The 15,125-nt window shown below is 59.3% G+C and carries 15 protein-coding genes and 2 tRNA genes; 11 read left to right on the top strand and 6 right to left on the bottom strand.

Features of this window, described 5'->3' with window-relative positions; translation table 11 throughout:
• Nucleotides 1–35 precede the first annotated feature (35 nt).
• The gene (gene ettA, locus AB2L51_RS06045; protein WP_395581717.1) at nucleotides 36–1,715 is read right to left on the bottom strand and encodes an energy-dependent translational throttle protein EttA; all 1,680 of its coding nucleotides are present in this window, start codon (nucleotides 1,713–1,715) and stop codon (nucleotides 36–38) included.
• 76 nt (nucleotides 1,716–1,791) lie between these two features.
• Nucleotides 1,792–1,865: transfer RNA gene (locus AB2L51_RS06050), tRNA-Ile, on the bottom strand.
• A 157-nt stretch (nucleotides 1,866–2,022) separates the two neighbouring features.
• Here AB2L51_RS06050 and ppa point away from each other — a divergent pair.
• The 3 genes from ppa (at nucleotide 2,023) to AB2L51_RS06065 (ending at nucleotide 3,795) form a co-directional block, all read left to right on the top strand.
• A complete protein-coding gene (gene ppa / locus AB2L51_RS06055; protein WP_395581718.1) occupies nucleotides 2,023–2,550 on the top strand; it encodes an inorganic diphosphatase in 528 nt (175 codons plus the stop codon).
• A 190-nt stretch (nucleotides 2,551–2,740) separates the two neighbouring features.
• Nucleotides 2,741–3,559 carry a DODA-type extradiol aromatic ring-opening family dioxygenase gene (locus AB2L51_RS06060; protein ID WP_395581719.1) on the top strand — a complete coding sequence of 273 codons (819 nt, stop codon included), beginning with the start codon at nucleotides 2,741–2,743 and terminating at the stop codon, nucleotides 3,557–3,559.
• Nucleotides 3,560–3,718: 159 nt separating this feature from the next.
• Nucleotides 3,719–3,795: transfer RNA gene (locus tag AB2L51_RS06065), tRNA-Asp, on the top strand.
• A gap of 128 nt (nucleotides 3,796–3,923) precedes the next feature.
• On the opposite strand, the gene ahpD is transcribed toward AB2L51_RS06065, so the two are convergent.
• Both ahpD and AB2L51_RS06075 read right to left on the bottom strand, forming a co-directional pair.
• A complete protein-coding gene (ahpD, locus tag AB2L51_RS06070) occupies nucleotides 3,924–4,451 on the bottom strand; it encodes an alkylhydroperoxidase, AhpD family (RefSeq protein ID WP_166114589.1) in 528 nt (175 codons plus the stop codon).
• A gap of 198 nt (nucleotides 4,452–4,649) precedes the next feature.
• Complete coding sequence (locus tag AB2L51_RS06075) at nucleotides 4,650–5,192, bottom strand: peroxiredoxin (RefSeq protein ID WP_166114592.1); 543 nt, start codon at nucleotides 5,190–5,192, stop codon at nucleotides 4,650–4,652.
• 166 nt (nucleotides 5,193–5,358) lie between these two features.
• Between AB2L51_RS06075 and AB2L51_RS06080 the strand changes: the two genes are divergently transcribed.
• The 3 genes from AB2L51_RS06080 to AB2L51_RS06090 all read left to right on the top strand — a co-directional run bounded on the left by AB2L51_RS06080 (nucleotide 5,359) and on the right by AB2L51_RS06090 (nucleotide 7,312).
• Nucleotides 5,359–6,288 (top strand): hydrogen peroxide-inducible genes activator, encoded by a 930-nt coding sequence (locus AB2L51_RS06080; RefSeq protein ID WP_166114595.1) that lies wholly within the window; start codon nucleotides 5,359–5,361, stop codon nucleotides 6,286–6,288.
• A gap of 154 nt (nucleotides 6,289–6,442) precedes the next feature.
• A complete protein-coding gene (ykgO, locus tag AB2L51_RS06085) occupies nucleotides 6,443–6,568 on the top strand; it encodes a type B 50S ribosomal protein L36 (RefSeq protein ID WP_003625637.1) in 126 nt (41 codons plus the stop codon).
• 3 nt (nucleotides 6,569–6,571) lie between these two features.
• Nucleotides 6,572–7,312 carry a tetratricopeptide repeat protein gene (locus AB2L51_RS06090; RefSeq protein ID WP_395581720.1) on the top strand — a complete coding sequence of 247 codons (741 nt, stop codon included), beginning with the start codon at nucleotides 6,572–6,574 and terminating at the stop codon, nucleotides 7,310–7,312.
• 6 nt (nucleotides 7,313–7,318) lie between these two features.
• On the opposite strand, the gene AB2L51_RS06095 is transcribed toward AB2L51_RS06090, so the two are convergent.
• Nucleotides 7,319–8,218: a prephenate dehydrogenase/arogenate dehydrogenase family protein gene (locus tag AB2L51_RS06095; protein WP_086646375.1), complete on the bottom strand. Its 900-nt coding sequence runs from the start codon at nucleotides 8,216–8,218 to the stop codon at nucleotides 7,319–7,321.
• A 3-nt stretch (nucleotides 8,219–8,221) separates the two neighbouring features.
• Entirely contained in the window at nucleotides 8,222–9,292 is a 1,071-nt protein-coding gene (locus AB2L51_RS06100) for a lysylphosphatidylglycerol synthase domain-containing protein (protein WP_395581721.1), read from the bottom strand.
• Nucleotides 9,293–9,508: 216 nt separating this feature from the next.
• On the opposite strand from AB2L51_RS06100, the gene hpnA reads away from it, so the two are divergent.
• The 5 genes from hpnA to hpnE all read left to right on the top strand — a co-directional run bounded on the left by hpnA (nucleotide 9,509) and on the right by hpnE (nucleotide 14,995).
• Entirely contained in the window at nucleotides 9,509–10,504 is a 996-nt protein-coding gene (hpnA, locus tag AB2L51_RS06105; protein ID WP_395581722.1) for a hopanoid-associated sugar epimerase, read from the top strand.
• Between the two features lie 13 nt (nucleotides 10,505–10,517).
• Nucleotides 10,518–11,735 carry a glycosyltransferase gene (locus AB2L51_RS06110; RefSeq protein WP_395581723.1) on the top strand — a complete coding sequence of 406 codons (1,218 nt, stop codon included), beginning with the start codon at nucleotides 10,518–10,520 and terminating at the stop codon, nucleotides 11,733–11,735.
• Between the two features lie 106 nt (nucleotides 11,736–11,841).
• The gene (gene hpnC / locus AB2L51_RS06115; RefSeq protein ID WP_395581724.1) at nucleotides 11,842–12,702 is read left to right on the top strand and encodes a squalene synthase HpnC; all 861 of its coding nucleotides are present in this window, start codon (nucleotides 11,842–11,844) and stop codon (nucleotides 12,700–12,702) included.
• Nucleotides 12,703–12,798: 96 nt separating this feature from the next.
• A complete protein-coding gene (gene hpnD, locus AB2L51_RS06120; protein ID WP_395581764.1) occupies nucleotides 12,799–13,677 on the top strand; it encodes a presqualene diphosphate synthase HpnD in 879 nt (292 codons plus the stop codon).
• Nucleotides 13,678–13,696: 19 nt separating this feature from the next.
• Entirely contained in the window at nucleotides 13,697–14,995 is a 1,299-nt protein-coding gene (gene hpnE, locus AB2L51_RS06125; protein WP_395581725.1) for a hydroxysqualene dehydroxylase HpnE, read from the top strand.
• Nucleotides 14,996–15,125 lie beyond the last annotated feature (130 nt).

The following is a 15,125-nucleotide window of genomic DNA, read 5'->3' on the forward strand; positions in this document are numbered from 1 at the left end:
AGGCTCCACAGAGGAGCCTTCGCACAGGCATGCCGTTAACGGGCAAGCGGTTTGTAGTGGATGCGGCCCGGTTCGGTCGCATCCGGGCCAAGGCGGCGGCGCTTGTCTTCTTCATAAGCCTGAAAGTTACCTTCAAACCACTCAACGTGGGAATCACCTTCAAACGCCAGAATATGGGTGGCCAGACGGTCAAGGAACCAGCGGTCATGGGAGATAACCACAGCGCAACCGGCAAACTCGGCCAGTGCCTCTTCAAGCGCACGCAGGGTATCCACGTCCAGATCGTTGGTCGGTTCGTCAAGCAGGATCACGTTGCTTTCCTGCCGGAGCATCTTGGCCAGATGCACGCGGTTACGCTCACCCCCCGAAAGGACACCAACTTTTTTCTGCTGGTCGGACCCTTTGAAGTTGAAGGCCCCCACATAGGCGCGCGACGGCACGGCCCGCTTGCCCAGATAAATGACATCCGTCCCGCCTGAAATTTCTTCCCACACGGTTTTATCGGGGGACAGGTCATCACGCGACTGATCAACATAGCCGAGCTTTACGGTTTCCCCGATTTTCAGCTCGCCTGAATCTGGCTTGTCCTGCCCGATAATCATTTTGAACAGGGTGGACTTACCAGCACCGTTTGGCCCGATAACCCCCACAATACCGCCCGGTGGCAGTTTGAAGTTGAGGTTATCAATCAACAGCCGGTCCCCAAACCCTTTGGTCAGGTTGTCGGCCTCGATAACCGTGCCGCCAAGGCGGGGACCGGGGGGAATGACAATATCGGCCACACCACCCACTTTTTCCGCACTGGCGGCCAGCATTTCCTCATACTTGGCAATACGGGCCTTGCTTTTGCTCTGGCGGGCCTTGGGGCTGGCGTTAATCCACTCCTGCTCGGCGGCAAGGGCACGCTGGCGGGAGCTTTCTTCCTTTTCTTCCTGCGACAGGCGCTTGCGCTTCTGTTCCAGCCAGGAGGAGTAATTGCCTTCAAACGGAATACCGCGACCGCGCTCGATTTCCAAAATCCAGTTGGTCACGTTATCCAGGAAGTAACGGTCATGGGTGATAACCATAACCGTGCCGTCGTAATCCCGCAGAGTTGTTTCCAGCCATGCAACGCTTTCCGCGTCCAGATGGTTGGTGGGTTCGTCAAGCAGCAGCAGGTCGGGCTTTTCCAGCAGCAGGCGGCACAGAGCCACGCGGCGGCATTCCCCCCCGGAGAGTTTTTCTACCGAGCTGTCAGCAGGCGGGCAGCGCAGGGCGTCCAGCGCGATTTCCAGCTTGCGGTCCAGCTCCCAGCCGTCGCCTGCATCAATTTTTTCCTGCAGTTCGGCCTGTTCGGCCAGCAGGGCGTTCATTTCGTCGTCTTCCATGGGCTCGGCAAAACGGGCAGAAATCTCGTTAAAACGATCAACTGCCTTTTTCAGGTCGCCAAAGCCCAGAGCAACATTTTCGCCCACGGTCAGTTTGGGGTCAAGCTGGGGTTCCTGTTCCAGATAGCCAACCCGCACGCCTTCAGCCGCCCAGGCCTCGCCGCCATATTCTTTATCAATCCCCGCCATGATCTTGAGCAGGGTGGACTTACCAGCACCGTTAACGCCCAGAATACCAATTTTGGCACCCGGCATGAAGGACAGGGTGATGCCCTTGAACACTTCGCGCCCGCCGGGATAGGATTTTGTAAGATCCTTCATCACATAGACGTATTGATAGGATGCCATGATGATGAACTCCCGTTATGCGGAATAAACTGAAAAAATTGAACGGCTACAGGGTGCGCTGCCGGCTGGAACAGCCTGCGCCCGGCAGGACTTGAACCCGCAACCAAGCCGTTATGAGCGGCCCGCTCTAACCAATTGAGCTACGGGCGCGCAGGCGAGTATCTGATTACGCAACCCGAGCCATTTGGCAAGGGTCTGGGGCAGGAAAATCCATATATCGCCTGTTTAAAATCCGGCTCTTGGCAAGCCGCAGGTGGGCGGATAGGGTCTGCTGCATTCCCTTTGTTTATCGGTTGGAGCAGTGTTCATGGACGTTTCCAAACTTTCTCCCGGCAAGGACGTGCCGTTCGACATTAACGTTGTTATTGAAATCCCGCAGGGTTCCTCTGTCAAATACGAAATTGACAAGGAAAGCGGCGCTCTGTTCGTGGACCGCTTCCTGTTCACGCCCATGGCCTACCCCACGGCATATGGCTTTATCCCCAACACGCTGGCAGCCGATGGTGACCCCACGGATGCTCTGGTCCTGACCCCCACAAACGTGGTGCCGGGCAGCGTGATCCGGGCCCGCCCCATTGGCGTGCTGAAAATGGAAGACGAATCCGGGCAGGACGAAAAAATCATCTGCGTCCCGCACGACAAGGTGCACCCCGAGTTCTCCAAGGTTGCAACCACGGACGACCTGCCCGAAATCACGATCAAGGCCATTGAGCACTTTTTCACCCGCTACAAGGACCTTGAAAAAGGCAAGTGGGTTAAAGTGACCGGCTGGGGCACGAAGGAAGAAGCCGGAGACTTTATTCTCAAGGCTCTGGAAGCTGCAAAAGCCAAATAAGGCGGCTTTCTCCTGACCTGTTACAGGCATGGCCGCTACGGTGCGCCGTGCCTGTAACAGCCACCTGCACACCCGGTATCACACCCTGAGTGTGAAATATATTCCGTCTAGCGCGGATTATCAGCCAACCGGTTTTGCGCCATGCTCTGAACAACACCTCCGACCCTTTCATTCTGTCATGGTGATGTTCATGCCTGCCCCTGCTGCCGCAATACGCCCCAAACAGCCAACCCTGTTCATCCCCCATGGGGGTGGTCCATGCTTTTTTATGGACTGGCCACAGACATGGGACCACATGGCCGCCTTTTTGCGCGGACTGAGTGCCACGCTCCCACAAAAACCAGATGCCATTGTGGTGGTTTCCGGCCATTGGGAGGAGCATGTGCCCACACTCATGTCCGGTGCAAAACCGGGCCTGATCTACGATTATTACGGTTTTCCCGCCCATACCTACACGCTGCAATACCCCGCCCCCGGCAGCCCCGCACTGGCCGCCCACATGCGGACCCTGCTGGAGCAGGCTGGCTTTGCCAGCGCCGAAAATGCCGAACGGGGGTTTGACCACGGTGTGTTCATCCCATTCATGCTGGCTTTTCCTCAGGCTGATATTCCCATTGTGGAGTTCTCGTTACAAAAGGCGCTGGACCCGGCCGAGCATCTGGCCATTGGCGCAGCACTGGCCCCCCTGCGGGCAGAAAACGTGCTGATCGTGGGCACGGGCCTGAGCTACCATAACCTGTCCCATTTCATGAACGGTTCGCCCGTAACCGACCAGCCTGCACAGGCATTTGATGCGTGGCTGACCCGTAGCATCTGCGCACCACCGCCAGAGCGCGCCGCGCAGTTGACCCACTGGGCACAGGCTCCCGGTGCGCGCCTGTGCCACCCCCGCGAGGAGCATCTGCTCCCGCTGATGGTGGCAGCCGGTGCAGCCGGGCAGGATTACGGCCAGCAGATTTACAGCGATATAGTGCTGGGCAAGGCGCTCTCGGGCTACCGTTTTGGTTGAAACGGCTCTTGTGCGGCCAATTTCATACGGCCGTGTAAGACCACTCGGGCAAAAATGCACTTCTTGACATTTTTTTATGAAATGCCTGTTGCCAAAGAAAAAAACATCGTTATAAAGCCCCACATACCGACGCACATGACTGAATGAGCGTTGGAAAATGCGGGTGTAGCTCAGTTGGTTAGAGCGCCGGCCTGTCACGCCGGAGGTCGCGGGTTCGAGCCCCGTCACTCGCGCCACTTTCCCATACATATTGATCGTATCAGAAAGTGGCGTCGAGCGCCCCTTTGCGTCTCCTATAAAATCCCCTGTGACCGGCCGCCGGAACGACCGGTTTTTGAGACACTGCCCTTACACCGGGTGGTGCTTACTGCTGTAAGGCATCCGCACCCTGCAATGTTACAGCAACTGCATGCACCGTCGCGGCAATCCGTGCCGCAGTCTGCACCGCAGCCGCGCCAAGCGCATCTCGCACGATTTTTTCGTGGCTGGTCACGCACATGTCACATCCGTTGATGATGGAAACGGCCAGACACCACAGCTCAAAATCCGCTTTATCCACGCCGGGGTTGCCAATCACGCTCATGCGTAGCTGTGCTGGCATCTTGGTGTATTCGCCACCCGCCATATGCACAAAGCGGTAGTAAATATTATTCATGCCCATAATGGCGTTGGCGGACTGTGCTGCCGCCAGCGCCTGCTCGGACAGCGTATCGCGGAACTGGGCCACAATTTCACGCGTCACATCATCATTCCGCGCGGCAAGGGCGGAGGCGATGAACGTACCGCCAAGCTGCTGCGGGGTCAGGGTAATATCGCTCGCCAGAGACCCCAGATTCAGGCGCAGGTCCTTGGCGTAATCGGGAATACGGTCTTTGAGTGCATCTATAGACATGGCTTTTTCCGTCATGATTTATTTTGGAAAAATCTGTGCCAGACCAATACATGGAACCTGGAGCACAAGGCACAGCCAGAAAATGGCTGGAAGCGGGCCAGACAGCCCTGATAGAAAGGTTAGGGGTGCGGCAGAATACGTAGGTATGCCACCGCAACCACCCCGGCCCGCAAACGCGAACCGGGCCGTGCGTCAGACTCAGACTTTGATAAAGTCTTCGCCCTTTTTCCAGTTGCACGGGCACAGCTCATCGCTCTGCAGACCGTCAAGGATACGCAGGATTTCCTGCGGGTTACGACCAACAGACAGGTCGTTGACGGACACATGACGGATCACGCCGTGCGGGTCGACAATGAAGGTGGCACGCAGGGCAACGCCAGCGTCCTTTGCCATCACGCCCGTGCCTTCGGTCAGCTCGCGCTTGATGTCGGCCAGCATCGGGATCGGCAGATCCTTCAGGTCAGCGTGGTGCAGGCGCCAGTTGAGGTGCACGAACTCGCTGTCGATGGACACGCCGTACACAACCGCATCACGGTCTGCGAAGTCCTTGGACATCTTGCCAAAAGCCACGATTTCGGTCGGGCAGACAAAGGTGAAGTCCTTCGGCCAGAAGAACACCACTTTCCATTTACCGGCATCGGATTTGTCGGAAATCTGAACGAATTCGCCCTTAAGGCCTTCCGGCCCACCCGGAACGGCGGTCAGATCAAAGCTGGGAAACTTATCGCCAACGGTCAGCATATGTTTGCTCCTTGTTTCTGGCACAATGCCTGACCCTGCTTCAGGCTGGGTCAGGCGGTGCAGGTATGTATGGCCCGCCTTTTTCATTTAATCCAATGAATATTTTATATAAGAACAATTGAAGGTATCGATTAACCACACTCTGGTTTTCAGGTAGGACTTGGCCATGCTTCCCCTCCCCTCCGCACAGCAGCTCCGCTACCTGATCGCCCTTTCCGAACTGCGCCACTTTGGCCGGGCCGCGGCGGCCTGTGCCGTAACCCAGTCCACCCTGTCTGCCGGGATTATGACACTGGAGCGCCAGCTGGATACCCCGTTGCTGGACCGCACCGTGGGCAAAAAAGTGGTTTTTACCCCTCTGGGGCACGAGATCGCACTCAAAGCCCGGCAGGCACTGGCCGCGCTGGAGGCCGTGCCCCAACTGGCCGCAGCCGCCCGCACCCCTTTGACTGGCCCATTACGACTCGGGGTTATTCCCACCATTGGCCCGTTCCTTATCCCCCGCACGGTGCATATCCTGCGCGAGCACTTCCCCCGTCTGCTTTTATCCCTGACAGAAGACACCACAGAACACCTGCTGGAAAAGCTCTCCCTTGGGCAGTTGGACATGCTGGTGCTGGCCATGCCCTGCCTGTGTGATGGCACGGAAACCCACCCCCTGTGGCAGGACCCCTTTTATGTGATCATGCCTTCCAACCACCCCTTTGCGGCACTGGAGAGCGTGCCCGTGGAGCGGTTGTCCGAATACAATATGGTCATGATGGAAGACGGGCACTGCCTGCGCGAGCAGACACTGGCCATCTGCCGCCAAAGCCCCAGCCGCAGTGGCGCGGAAGGGGAGAGCGAACCCACCTTTACCGCCATGTCCCTCCACAGCATGGCGGAAATGGTGGAACTGGGTCTGGGAATCGCCATCATGCCGGCTCTGGCCATTAACGGGGGTATTCTTAAAAACCGTAAAATTGCCGCCCGCCCCCTTGCCGATGGCGCAGCGTGGCGCACCATTGGTCTGGCCTGGCGACCCCGCTCCCCCCGGACGACCGATTTTTCCACTCTGGCCAGCACGCTGCTCACACTCGCACTGGACCCTGCCTAAGCGCTCAATCTGCCCGCCTCCATGCGATAAAACACGCTATAGGCGGCAAAATCCGCAAGAAAAATGCGCGGAATATTGACTCAGGCGCACGGGGCCGGTATGTGCCGAGCCAACTTATTTATGCATTGAGCGGCATCGACGGAGAATACGGGCCATGAAAATCAGAAATAGCCTGAAGTCAGCCAAGGTGCGCGACAAAGACTGCCGTGTGGTTCGTCGTCGTGGCCGGGTTTACGTCATCAACAAAAAGAACCCCCGCATGAAGGCCCGTCAGGGCTAATTCATGGTTGGTCTGGCCCTTACGGGCAAGCTTATCATGATGATCATGCATAAAGCCCGTTCCCTCGGTCCCCGAAGGAACGGGTTTTTGTTTTTAGGCCTGTCCACAGTCCTCAGCGTTACGGCTGTTGCTGCCGCATGGGCGGATACAGCGCCCAAAACCCAGCCAGCCCCTCTGGCGGCCCCTGCTCCGGCAACTGGCACTGGCACTGGCACTGGCACTGGCACTGGCACTGGCACTGGCACTGGCACTGGCACTGGCACTGCAAAGCAGATTGCCCTGCTGGTCAAGCAGCTTGCCCAAGCCCCAACGCCTGAAGATGCCCATACCCTGCAAGAAAGGCTTGAGACGTTACGGGCTGCGCATCTTTCCCCCACCACGCAACTTCTGGTCCGCCGTGCGGAAAAAGACCTGACATCCGAAAAACCGGATGATGCCGTGGACGATATGGGGGACGCACTGGCGCTTCAGCCCGATCAGGCCATTCTATGGCGCACCCGTGCCCAGATGCGCCTTGTCGCAGGCAACCTGAAGGGCGCTGTATCAGATTTGGGAGAAGCCCTGATGCGTGACGCAGAGGACGCCCAGAGCTGGAGCCTGCTGGCCAGTGTGGAAGAACACCTGAACGATGGTCAGGCCGCGCTCAAAGCATGGCAAAAGGCAACCGCCCTCAACCCCATGCTGGACAGGAGCCACAAACGCTCCGATTCCCTACGCATCAAGGCGTTTGGCCAACCAACCTGAGCAGGCTCAGGCCTGCCGGTTTTCAATCAGGCTTTTGCGGATCTCGCGGCCACGCTCGATCTTGTTCACAATATAGTCCGCATCTCCCCAGCGGATCGCGCGGGCCATGGCCTGAGCATCTTCCATAAAGCGCCCCAGCATTTCCAGCAGGGCCTCACGGTTGGCCAGAAAAATATCGCGCCACATAATGGGATCGGATGCCGCAATCCGGGTAAAATCCCTAAAGCCCGAGGCCGCCAGATCCAGCACCTCGGAGCGTGTTTCTTCCGCCAGATCATCAGCCGTGCCACAGATGGTAAAGGCCAGCAGGTGCGGCAGGTGGCTCACAATGGCGCATACACGGTCATGGTGGGCGGGGGTCATTTCCCGCAGGCGGGCACCACAGCGTGTCCATAACTCGCGGATCTGTTGCAGGGCTTCTGGCGTTGTGGCTTCCAGCGGGGTTAGCAGGCACCAGCGGTTTTCAAACAGGTCCGCCAGCCCCGCATCCGGGCCGGAGAACTCCGTACCAGCCATGGGATGTGCAGGCACATAGGGCACATCGGCCCGCAAGCTGGGTAAAATGGCTTCGGTGACCGATACCTTGGTGGACCCCACATCGGTCAGTACCGCACCCGGCTTCATGGCGGGAATAACCTGTGCGGCAACGGGCCCCATGGCCCCGACCGGCACGCACAGCATCACACAATCCGCCTGTGCGGCAGCGGCGACTACGTCTGTTGTTGCTTCATCCGCCAGCCCCAGTTCCATCACCCGCGCGCAGACATCAGCACTATTATCCACCGCAATCAGCCTGCGCGCCAGATGACCATGCACTTTGGCACGCCGCAGCACGGACGAACCGATAAGCCCCGGTCCAACCACGACAAGCGTGTCAAACACGACCTGAAGATGCTCTTCCGCCACGGCTCAGCTGTCCTTGATTGTGTTGGAGGGGGCAGAATATCCCATAGTCTCGCTTTTGACCGACGCGGGCTGCTGGGGCGCATTCTGGCGCAGACCACGCATTTCCATAAACTGCCACAACAGCAGAACGGGAATACCAATGGTAATTTCCCGTCCACGGCGAAGCAGGGAAATACCAAGGGAGACGGAAGGGTCTATGCCAAACGCGTGACCGAGCGCCATATAGGCCCCTTCCTGCACGCCCAGACTGCCGGGAACCAGAAACCCGACAGACATAATGGCGCAGGTTACGCCCTCCACCGCCACAGCGCCGGGAAAAGTCAGGTGTGCGCCCAAAAAGCGCGCCGTCAGCCACAGCATACCAGCACCGCCCAGCCAGCCAAGCAGGTGATAGCTGGCCGAACGGCAGATATGCCACGGGCGGCTCCAGGCGGCTTCCATACGTTCCTGCAGGTTATCCGCACCAGCCAGAATATTGTCCCGCCACTGGGAGGCCAGACTGCGGGTAAACATCCCCCCGAACTTGCGGAACAGGTTACCGCCATGCGTCTGGGTCCAGATAAAACCTGCGGTTCCCGCGATCAGGAACAGGGTCCCCCCGACCACCGGCACCACAAACGGGCTGGAACGCTGATGCGCAACAAGGCAGGCCACGGCCAGCAGCACAAACGCCACCTGCCCCATGACCTCGGTTGTAATATCCACAAGGTTGGCGCAGGCGGCCTCGGGCAGTTCCACTTCCCGGTCGCTGGCGCGGTGCACGCCATGGCCCGAACAGGTCGCGCGAATACCGATGACAATGCCCCCAACCTGCGAAAACGGCAGACAGGTTGCAGCCGCATCACGCACCATGCGGGCCAGCAGAAGACGCACATACCCAATTTCTGGAAACGCAGCATGCCAGGCCATGCCCAGCAGGCCATCCACGGCCAGCTGGCAGCATACCATAAGCAGAAAGCCGCCAAGACCAATACGCATAACAGCACGTAAAACAGAATCGAAACCGCTCCACGCCATTGCTGCCGTAACGACCACGAGTCCAAGAAAAGTGAGAAAAACCGTAAGCTTCTTCAAGGCCTCAGCTCTGTCCGCCTGTTACGCCCGCGGCTCCGTCACGCCCATGGGCACGCCCGAAGCCCAACCGGGCGCATGTGTGAATGTTCCGCCCCCTTACACTACCACGGGGTCTGGCGCCACCTCGGGTGTCAGGATAAAGAGACAGACCAGTTGTCCGGGCTTAATGCCCAACACCTGTTTTTCTTTCAGCCCTCTACCGGGAGCGCATCCTTCATGACTGCTCATACGCTCGTAACCGGCGCAACTGGTTTTGTCGGTTCCGCCGTGGCGCGTACACTGCTGGAACGTGGCCATTCCCTGCGCCTTATGGTGCGAGAAGGAAGCGACCGTAGCAACATTGCCGACATTCCGGCCGAGCTGGTGGAAGGCGACCTGTCACAGCCGGACACATTTGCGCGCGCAGTCAAAGACTGCCGGTATGTTTTTCATGTCGCGGCCGACTACCGCCTGTGGGTGCCCGACCCCGCCCCCATGATGACCGCTAACGTGGAAGGCACCCGCCTGCTTATGCTGGCAGCCCAGCAGGCAGGTGTGGAACGCATTGTGTACTGCTCCTCCGTGGCGGCCCTTGGCCTGATTGGCGATGGCACCATTGCGGATGAGAACACACCGGTAGAAGAACATGCCGTTATCGGCATTTATAAACGCTCCAAATACCGCGCCGAGCAGGAAGTACTGCGCCTTGTGCGCGACCAGAATCTGCCAGCGGTTATTGTGAACCCCTCCACCCCCGTTGGCCCGCGCGACATCAAACCCACCCCCACAGGCCAGATGATTCTGGACTGCGCGGCAGGCCGCATGCCCGCTTACGTGGATACGGGTGTGAACATCGTGCATGTGGATGACGTGGCAGAAGGCCATGCACTCGCCCTTGAACGGGGCAGAATTGGCGAAAAATACATTCTGGGCGGTGAGAACTATCTGCTGCGTGACCTGTTTGCCATGGTGTCCGAAATCGCGCATGTGCCCCCGCCCAGGATCAGCCTGCCGCAGGAGGTTATCTGGCCGGTGGCTGTTGTGTCCGAATGGCTGTCCCGCGCTTTTGGCTTCTCGCCCCGTGTTACGCGGGAGATGCTCGCCATGTCCCGCAAGAAAATGTTCTTCTCCTCCGCAAAAGCCATGAGCGAACTGGGTTATGCCCCGCGTCCGGCCCGCAAGGCGGTGGAAGACGCCATTACATGGTTCCGCAATAACGGTATGCTGAAATAAGGGACGGTCCATCATGTTTCTGGTGGTTCTGGCTGTTCTATGCGCCATAATCTGGGCGGGCCTTCTTTTCTGCCACGGACATTTCTGGCAGTCCGGCCCCATACTCCAACCCACCAGCATGGCGGGAGCCCATGCCGATATTGCCCCCGATGTTACGGTGGTTGTACCCGCCCGTGACGAAGAGGCGTCCATTGAGGCAGCACTTGGCTCCCTGCTGCAACAGGACTACCCCGGCGCGCTCTCGGTTATTTTAGTCAATGACCGCAGTACCGATGGGACGGGGGCTCTGGCCAGAGCCCTGCCTGATCCCCATAACCGGCTGAGTGTACTGGAGGGCGCAAACCCCGAAGCAGGCTGGAGCGGCAAATTGTGGGCCGTGGCACAGGGCGTACACGAGGCGGAGCGTCAGAGCCCGCATGGCAGTGGCTATCTGTTCCTGACCGATGCCGACATTATTCACGACCCTGCCCATATTTCCACCCTTGTCGCCAAAGCGCAGGCCGACCGGTTGCACATGGTTTCCGAAATGGTGGAGCTTCAGTGCGTCACACTGGCCGAACGGGCGCTGGTGCCTGCGTTTGTCTTCTTTTTCACGCTGCTTTACCCCTTTGCCAAGGTCAACAACCCCAAGGACAAAACAGCCGGGGCTGCGGGAGGCACCATTCTGCTCCGGCGCGATATGCTCCGCCAGATCGGGGGCATTGAGGCGCTGAAAGGGGCTCTGATTGATGACTGCACGCTGGCCGCATGCGTCAAGCAGGCGGGGGGGAGGCTCTATCTTGGTCATTCCTGCCTTGCCCGTTCCATTCGCCCCTATCCATCGGCTGCCGATATCTGGCGCATGATCACGCGTACGGCTTACGTGCAACTCAACTTTTCTCCCCTGCTGCTGGTTCTGACTGTTCTGGCCATGCTGGTGGTCTGGGTTGCCCCCATCACGCTGGCTCTTTACGCCCACGGGGCCGCACAATGGATTGGAACCGGGGTGTGGCTTGCCTCCACCCTGTCCTTTTTACCCACGCTCAGGCGTTTTCGGCTTTCTCCCCTCTGGGCGCTGGCTTTGCCCCTGATTGCCGCCTTTTATACCGCCGCCACCCTTGGCTCCGCTCTCAACCACCACCGCGGTCACGGTGTAGTGTGGAAGAACCGGGCCTATACCGGGGTCATTCCCAACAACGGGCGCGCCAGCCCCCCCGAAGCAGGACAGAACATCCAGATCCCGAGCCAGTAGAATTTTGCTGGCATCAGCCCTCCGGCATTAAGGGATAGGCATGGCAGGCGGCGTCATGTAAACACCAAGCTGCCCTTGGGGTCCCTTTTTTTGAACACGGCATGGCATGACTGACGATACACGCATCTGGGGAAAAACTGACGTTTCATCCGGCAAGGGTGCGTCTGACGAGAATTTTCCTGTCGGTTCCTTCCTTCTCAGCCGCAAACTGCGCCCGCATGTGCATGCCTATTACGACTATGCCCGTGTTATCGATGACATAGCAGACTGCGAGACTCTCCCCCCCGAAGACAAGATCACCCGGCTGAACGCCATGGAGGAGGTGCTCCTTGGCCAGCGCAACGCCATTAACCGCGCCGATGCGCTCAGTGCCGCACGGCTGCGGGCTTCGCTCATACAGACCAATGTGCCGTTCGAGACCGCAACAGACCTGCTGATCGCCTTCCGCGATGATTCACGCGGTCATGAATACCGCACATGGGATGACCTGCTGCACTACTGCAAGTATTCCGCCAACCCGGTCGGGCGCTACCTGATCTGCCTGCACAGGGAAGACACCGCAGCCTTTGACCCGTCGGACGCTCTTTGCACCTCCTTGCAGATTCTGAACCACCTGCAGGATTGCGCCAAGGACCTGAAACGCCTCCAGCGCTGCTACGTGCCCACCGAACTGATGCAGCGTGCGGGCACCTCCGCCCAGGACCTTCTGGCAGGCCAGACCAGCCCCGCCATGCGCAGGGTGTTCAACACCCTGCTAGACGGGGTGGACGCCCTCAACCGGCAGGCCAGCACCCTGCCTGCCCATATCAGGGACCGGCGTTTCCGTATGGAATGCGCGGCCATTGTAGAGCTTGCCCACCGCCTGACACAGCGCCTGCGCCGTGAAGACCCGCTGGCCGGACGGGTGGCCCTGCGCCGGACAGACGCCATGCATGCAGCCATTGCGGCCCTGCGGGCATGGGCATGACCTTCCCGAACGGTGAAAGTTCTGTAAAAAGAGACCAGTTCTCTTCAATCTTGACGAATAACAGGTGAAAAGCGCGTGATAGCCGTAAACATCCCGATGCACGACAAACCGACCCCGCTCGGATGCGATCCGGCTGATCTTGCGTGGGTGGAAAGCACCGTCAAACAGGCGGGCACTTCCTTTGCCGCTGGCATGCGCATCCTGCCGCCCATGCGGCGTTACGGCATGTACGCCATATACGCCTTCTGCCGCGTAGTGGACGATATTGCAGACGGCACGGCCCCACTGGCCGAACGCACCAAAGGTCTGGAAGACTGGCACCAGCGCATTGCCGAACTTTTTGCGGAGCGGGCTGTCCTTCCGACCGAACCGCTGGACCGCGTTCTGCTGGCCGCCATCAACTTTTTCTCTCTTCAGCAGGCTGATTTTGATGCCGTGATTGACGGCATGCTGATGGACACGCAGACCGCCATTGTTGCCCCGGACGAAAAAACGCTGGACCTGTATTGCGACCGCGTAGCCTCCGCCGTGGGCCGTCTGTCTGTCCGCATTTTTGGCGACAGTTCAGAAAATGGTAACCTTGTGGCCTTCCATCTGGGCCGGGCCTTGCAGATCACCAACATCCTGCGTGACATTCCCGAAGATGCAATCCGTGGGCGGCTGTACCTGCCGGCTGATCTGCTGGAACGCTTTGATGTCCCCAAGGACCCGATCAAGGCCCTGTCCGCTCCGGGGCTGGAACTGGTCGCCCGCGTTATGGCCGCCCGTGCGCAGGACCACTTCCGCACGGCTTTTGCCACCATGAAAATCTGCCAGCCGCGCTCCATGCTCCCGGCCCGCATTATGGGGGCAAGCTACGAGTCCATTCTCAAAGCACTGTGCAAGCGTGGCTGGGGCGCAGACGTGCTGCGCAAACGCCCCCATACCTCCCTTCTTGGCAAAGCCCGGTGGTTTGCCCTCTCCTACACGTCCTGAGATAACGGCAAAACGCGGCATGTCTGGTATTTTGCATATTATTGGTGGTGGCATGGCTGGCCTTGCCGCCGCGGTGGAAGTCGCGGGCACCGGCACGCGTGTGATCGTGCATGAAGCCGGGCGGACATGCGGCGGGCGCGCCCGCTCCTACCATGACCGGCATCTGGACTGCCGCATAGATAATGGTAACCACCTGCTCCTGTCCGCCAACAGCACGGTATTCCGCTACCTTGGCATAACGGGCGCACTGGATACGCTCAGCGGGCCGGGCAAACCGGTCTTCCCGTTTATTGATCTGGCCGAGGATGCACGCTGGACGCTGGATCTGTCCCGCGGGCGTCTGCCCTTATGGGTTTTCCAGCCCCACCGCCGCGTACCGGACATGCGCCTGCCCGAGTTGCAGAGCCTCTACCGCCTGATCCGCGCAGACGACCAGACCACCGTGGCCGACTGCCTGCTGCCCGGTGCCTTTACCCGCAGGCTGCTTGAACCTTTTTCCATCTCCGCCCTGAACACCCTGAGCGATACAGGCAGCGCGGCACTGCTTGGCGCTGTGGTACGGGAATCACTCTCGCTCGGGGGGCATGCCTGTATACCCTGGTTTGCGCGTGACGGTCTTTCCGAGTCTCTTGTGGACCCTGCCGTCGCTTATCTGGAGTCCATGAACGCCGAGATCCGCACGCAAACCCGCATCACGGGGATGGATGTCGCCAAAGGCCGGGTCACTACGCTCCATACCGCGCAGGACAGCATTGCCCTGTCCGGGCATGATCAGGTGATTGTCGCCACCACCGCACCGGTCGCCGAAGGGCTGCTGGGCCAGCACATGGCCGGGCTGATAACACCCAATGCGTTTGAGAGCATTCTGAACCTGCATTTCCGTCTGGCAGAGGCCCCGCGCCCTGTTGGTTCTTTTGCCCAATGCGGATTTATGGGGGTTATTGGCGGCGTGACGGAATGGGTGTTCCTGCGTGGGAATATCCTGTCTGTGACCGTCAGTGCCGCCAACCGCTACGCCGGACATGACCACGAGGAACTGGCCCGCATCATCTGGTCCGAACTCCGCAGCGCCTGTGATGCAGTATTGGAGCAACCCCTCCCCTCCACACCGGATGCCCAGCGTATTGTATGGGAAAAGCGCGCAACCTTTGCCGCCACTCCGGAACAGAACCGCCGCAGACCAGGCTCGGCTACTCCTCTGATCAATCTGGCACTGGCAGGGGACTGGACCAATACCGGCCTGCCCGCGACTCTGGAAGGCGCCATGCGCTCGGGCCTGCGCGCAGTCCATGCACTGGGCCTTAAAACGCCGTCCTGAACGCACACGGGCGGCGGCCGCTATTCTGCCCCCCACGGCCCGTTACGGAGTTGCGGGGGAAAGTATCGCCTTGATCCGTATATCCTGTGGTTAAGCGCAGGCCGGTCGCCAGACTGTTTGAGGCGACTAC

Origin of the sequence: Acetobacter fabarum (assembly GCF_040702925.2) — a bacterium.
Classification (GTDB): domain Bacteria; phylum Pseudomonadota; class Alphaproteobacteria; order Acetobacterales; family Acetobacteraceae; genus Acetobacter; species Acetobacter fabarum_B.

Excerpts from the sequence above, each read along its gene's own strand:
- ettA (WP_395581717.1), bottom strand. The coding sequence starts at position 1,715 with ATGGCATCCTATCAATACGTCTATGTGATGAAGGATCTTACAAAATCC.
- ppa (WP_395581718.1), top strand. The coding sequence starts at position 2,023 with ATGGACGTTTCCAAACTTTCTCCCGGCAAGGACGTGCCGTTCGACATT.
- AB2L51_RS06060 (WP_395581719.1), top strand. The coding sequence starts at position 2,741 with ATGCCTGCCCCTGCTGCCGCAATACGCCCCAAACAGCCAACCCTGTTC.
- ahpD (WP_166114589.1), bottom strand. The coding sequence starts at position 4,451 with ATGTCTATAGATGCACTCAAAGACCGTATTCCCGATTACGCCAAGGAC.
- AB2L51_RS06075 (WP_166114592.1), bottom strand. The coding sequence starts at position 5,192 with ATGCTGACCGTTGGCGATAAGTTTCCCAGCTTTGATCTGACCGCCGTT.
- AB2L51_RS06080 (WP_166114595.1), top strand. The coding sequence starts at position 5,359 with ATGCTTCCCCTCCCCTCCGCACAGCAGCTCCGCTACCTGATCGCCCTT.
- ykgO (WP_003625637.1), top strand. The coding sequence starts at position 6,443 with ATGAAAATCAGAAATAGCCTGAAGTCAGCCAAGGTGCGCGACAAAGAC.
- AB2L51_RS06090 (WP_395581720.1), top strand. The coding sequence starts at position 6,572 with ATGGTTGGTCTGGCCCTTACGGGCAAGCTTATCATGATGATCATGCAT.
- hpnA (WP_395581722.1), top strand. The coding sequence starts at position 9,509 with ATGACTGCTCATACGCTCGTAACCGGCGCAACTGGTTTTGTCGGTTCC.
- AB2L51_RS06110 (WP_395581723.1), top strand. The coding sequence starts at position 10,518 with ATGTTTCTGGTGGTTCTGGCTGTTCTATGCGCCATAATCTGGGCGGGC.
- hpnC (WP_395581724.1), top strand. The coding sequence starts at position 11,842 with ATGACTGACGATACACGCATCTGGGGAAAAACTGACGTTTCATCCGGC.
- hpnD (WP_395581764.1), top strand. The coding sequence starts at position 12,799 with ATGCACGACAAACCGACCCCGCTCGGATGCGATCCGGCTGATCTTGCG.
- hpnE (WP_395581725.1), top strand. The coding sequence starts at position 13,697 with ATGTCTGGTATTTTGCATATTATTGGTGGTGGCATGGCTGGCCTTGCC.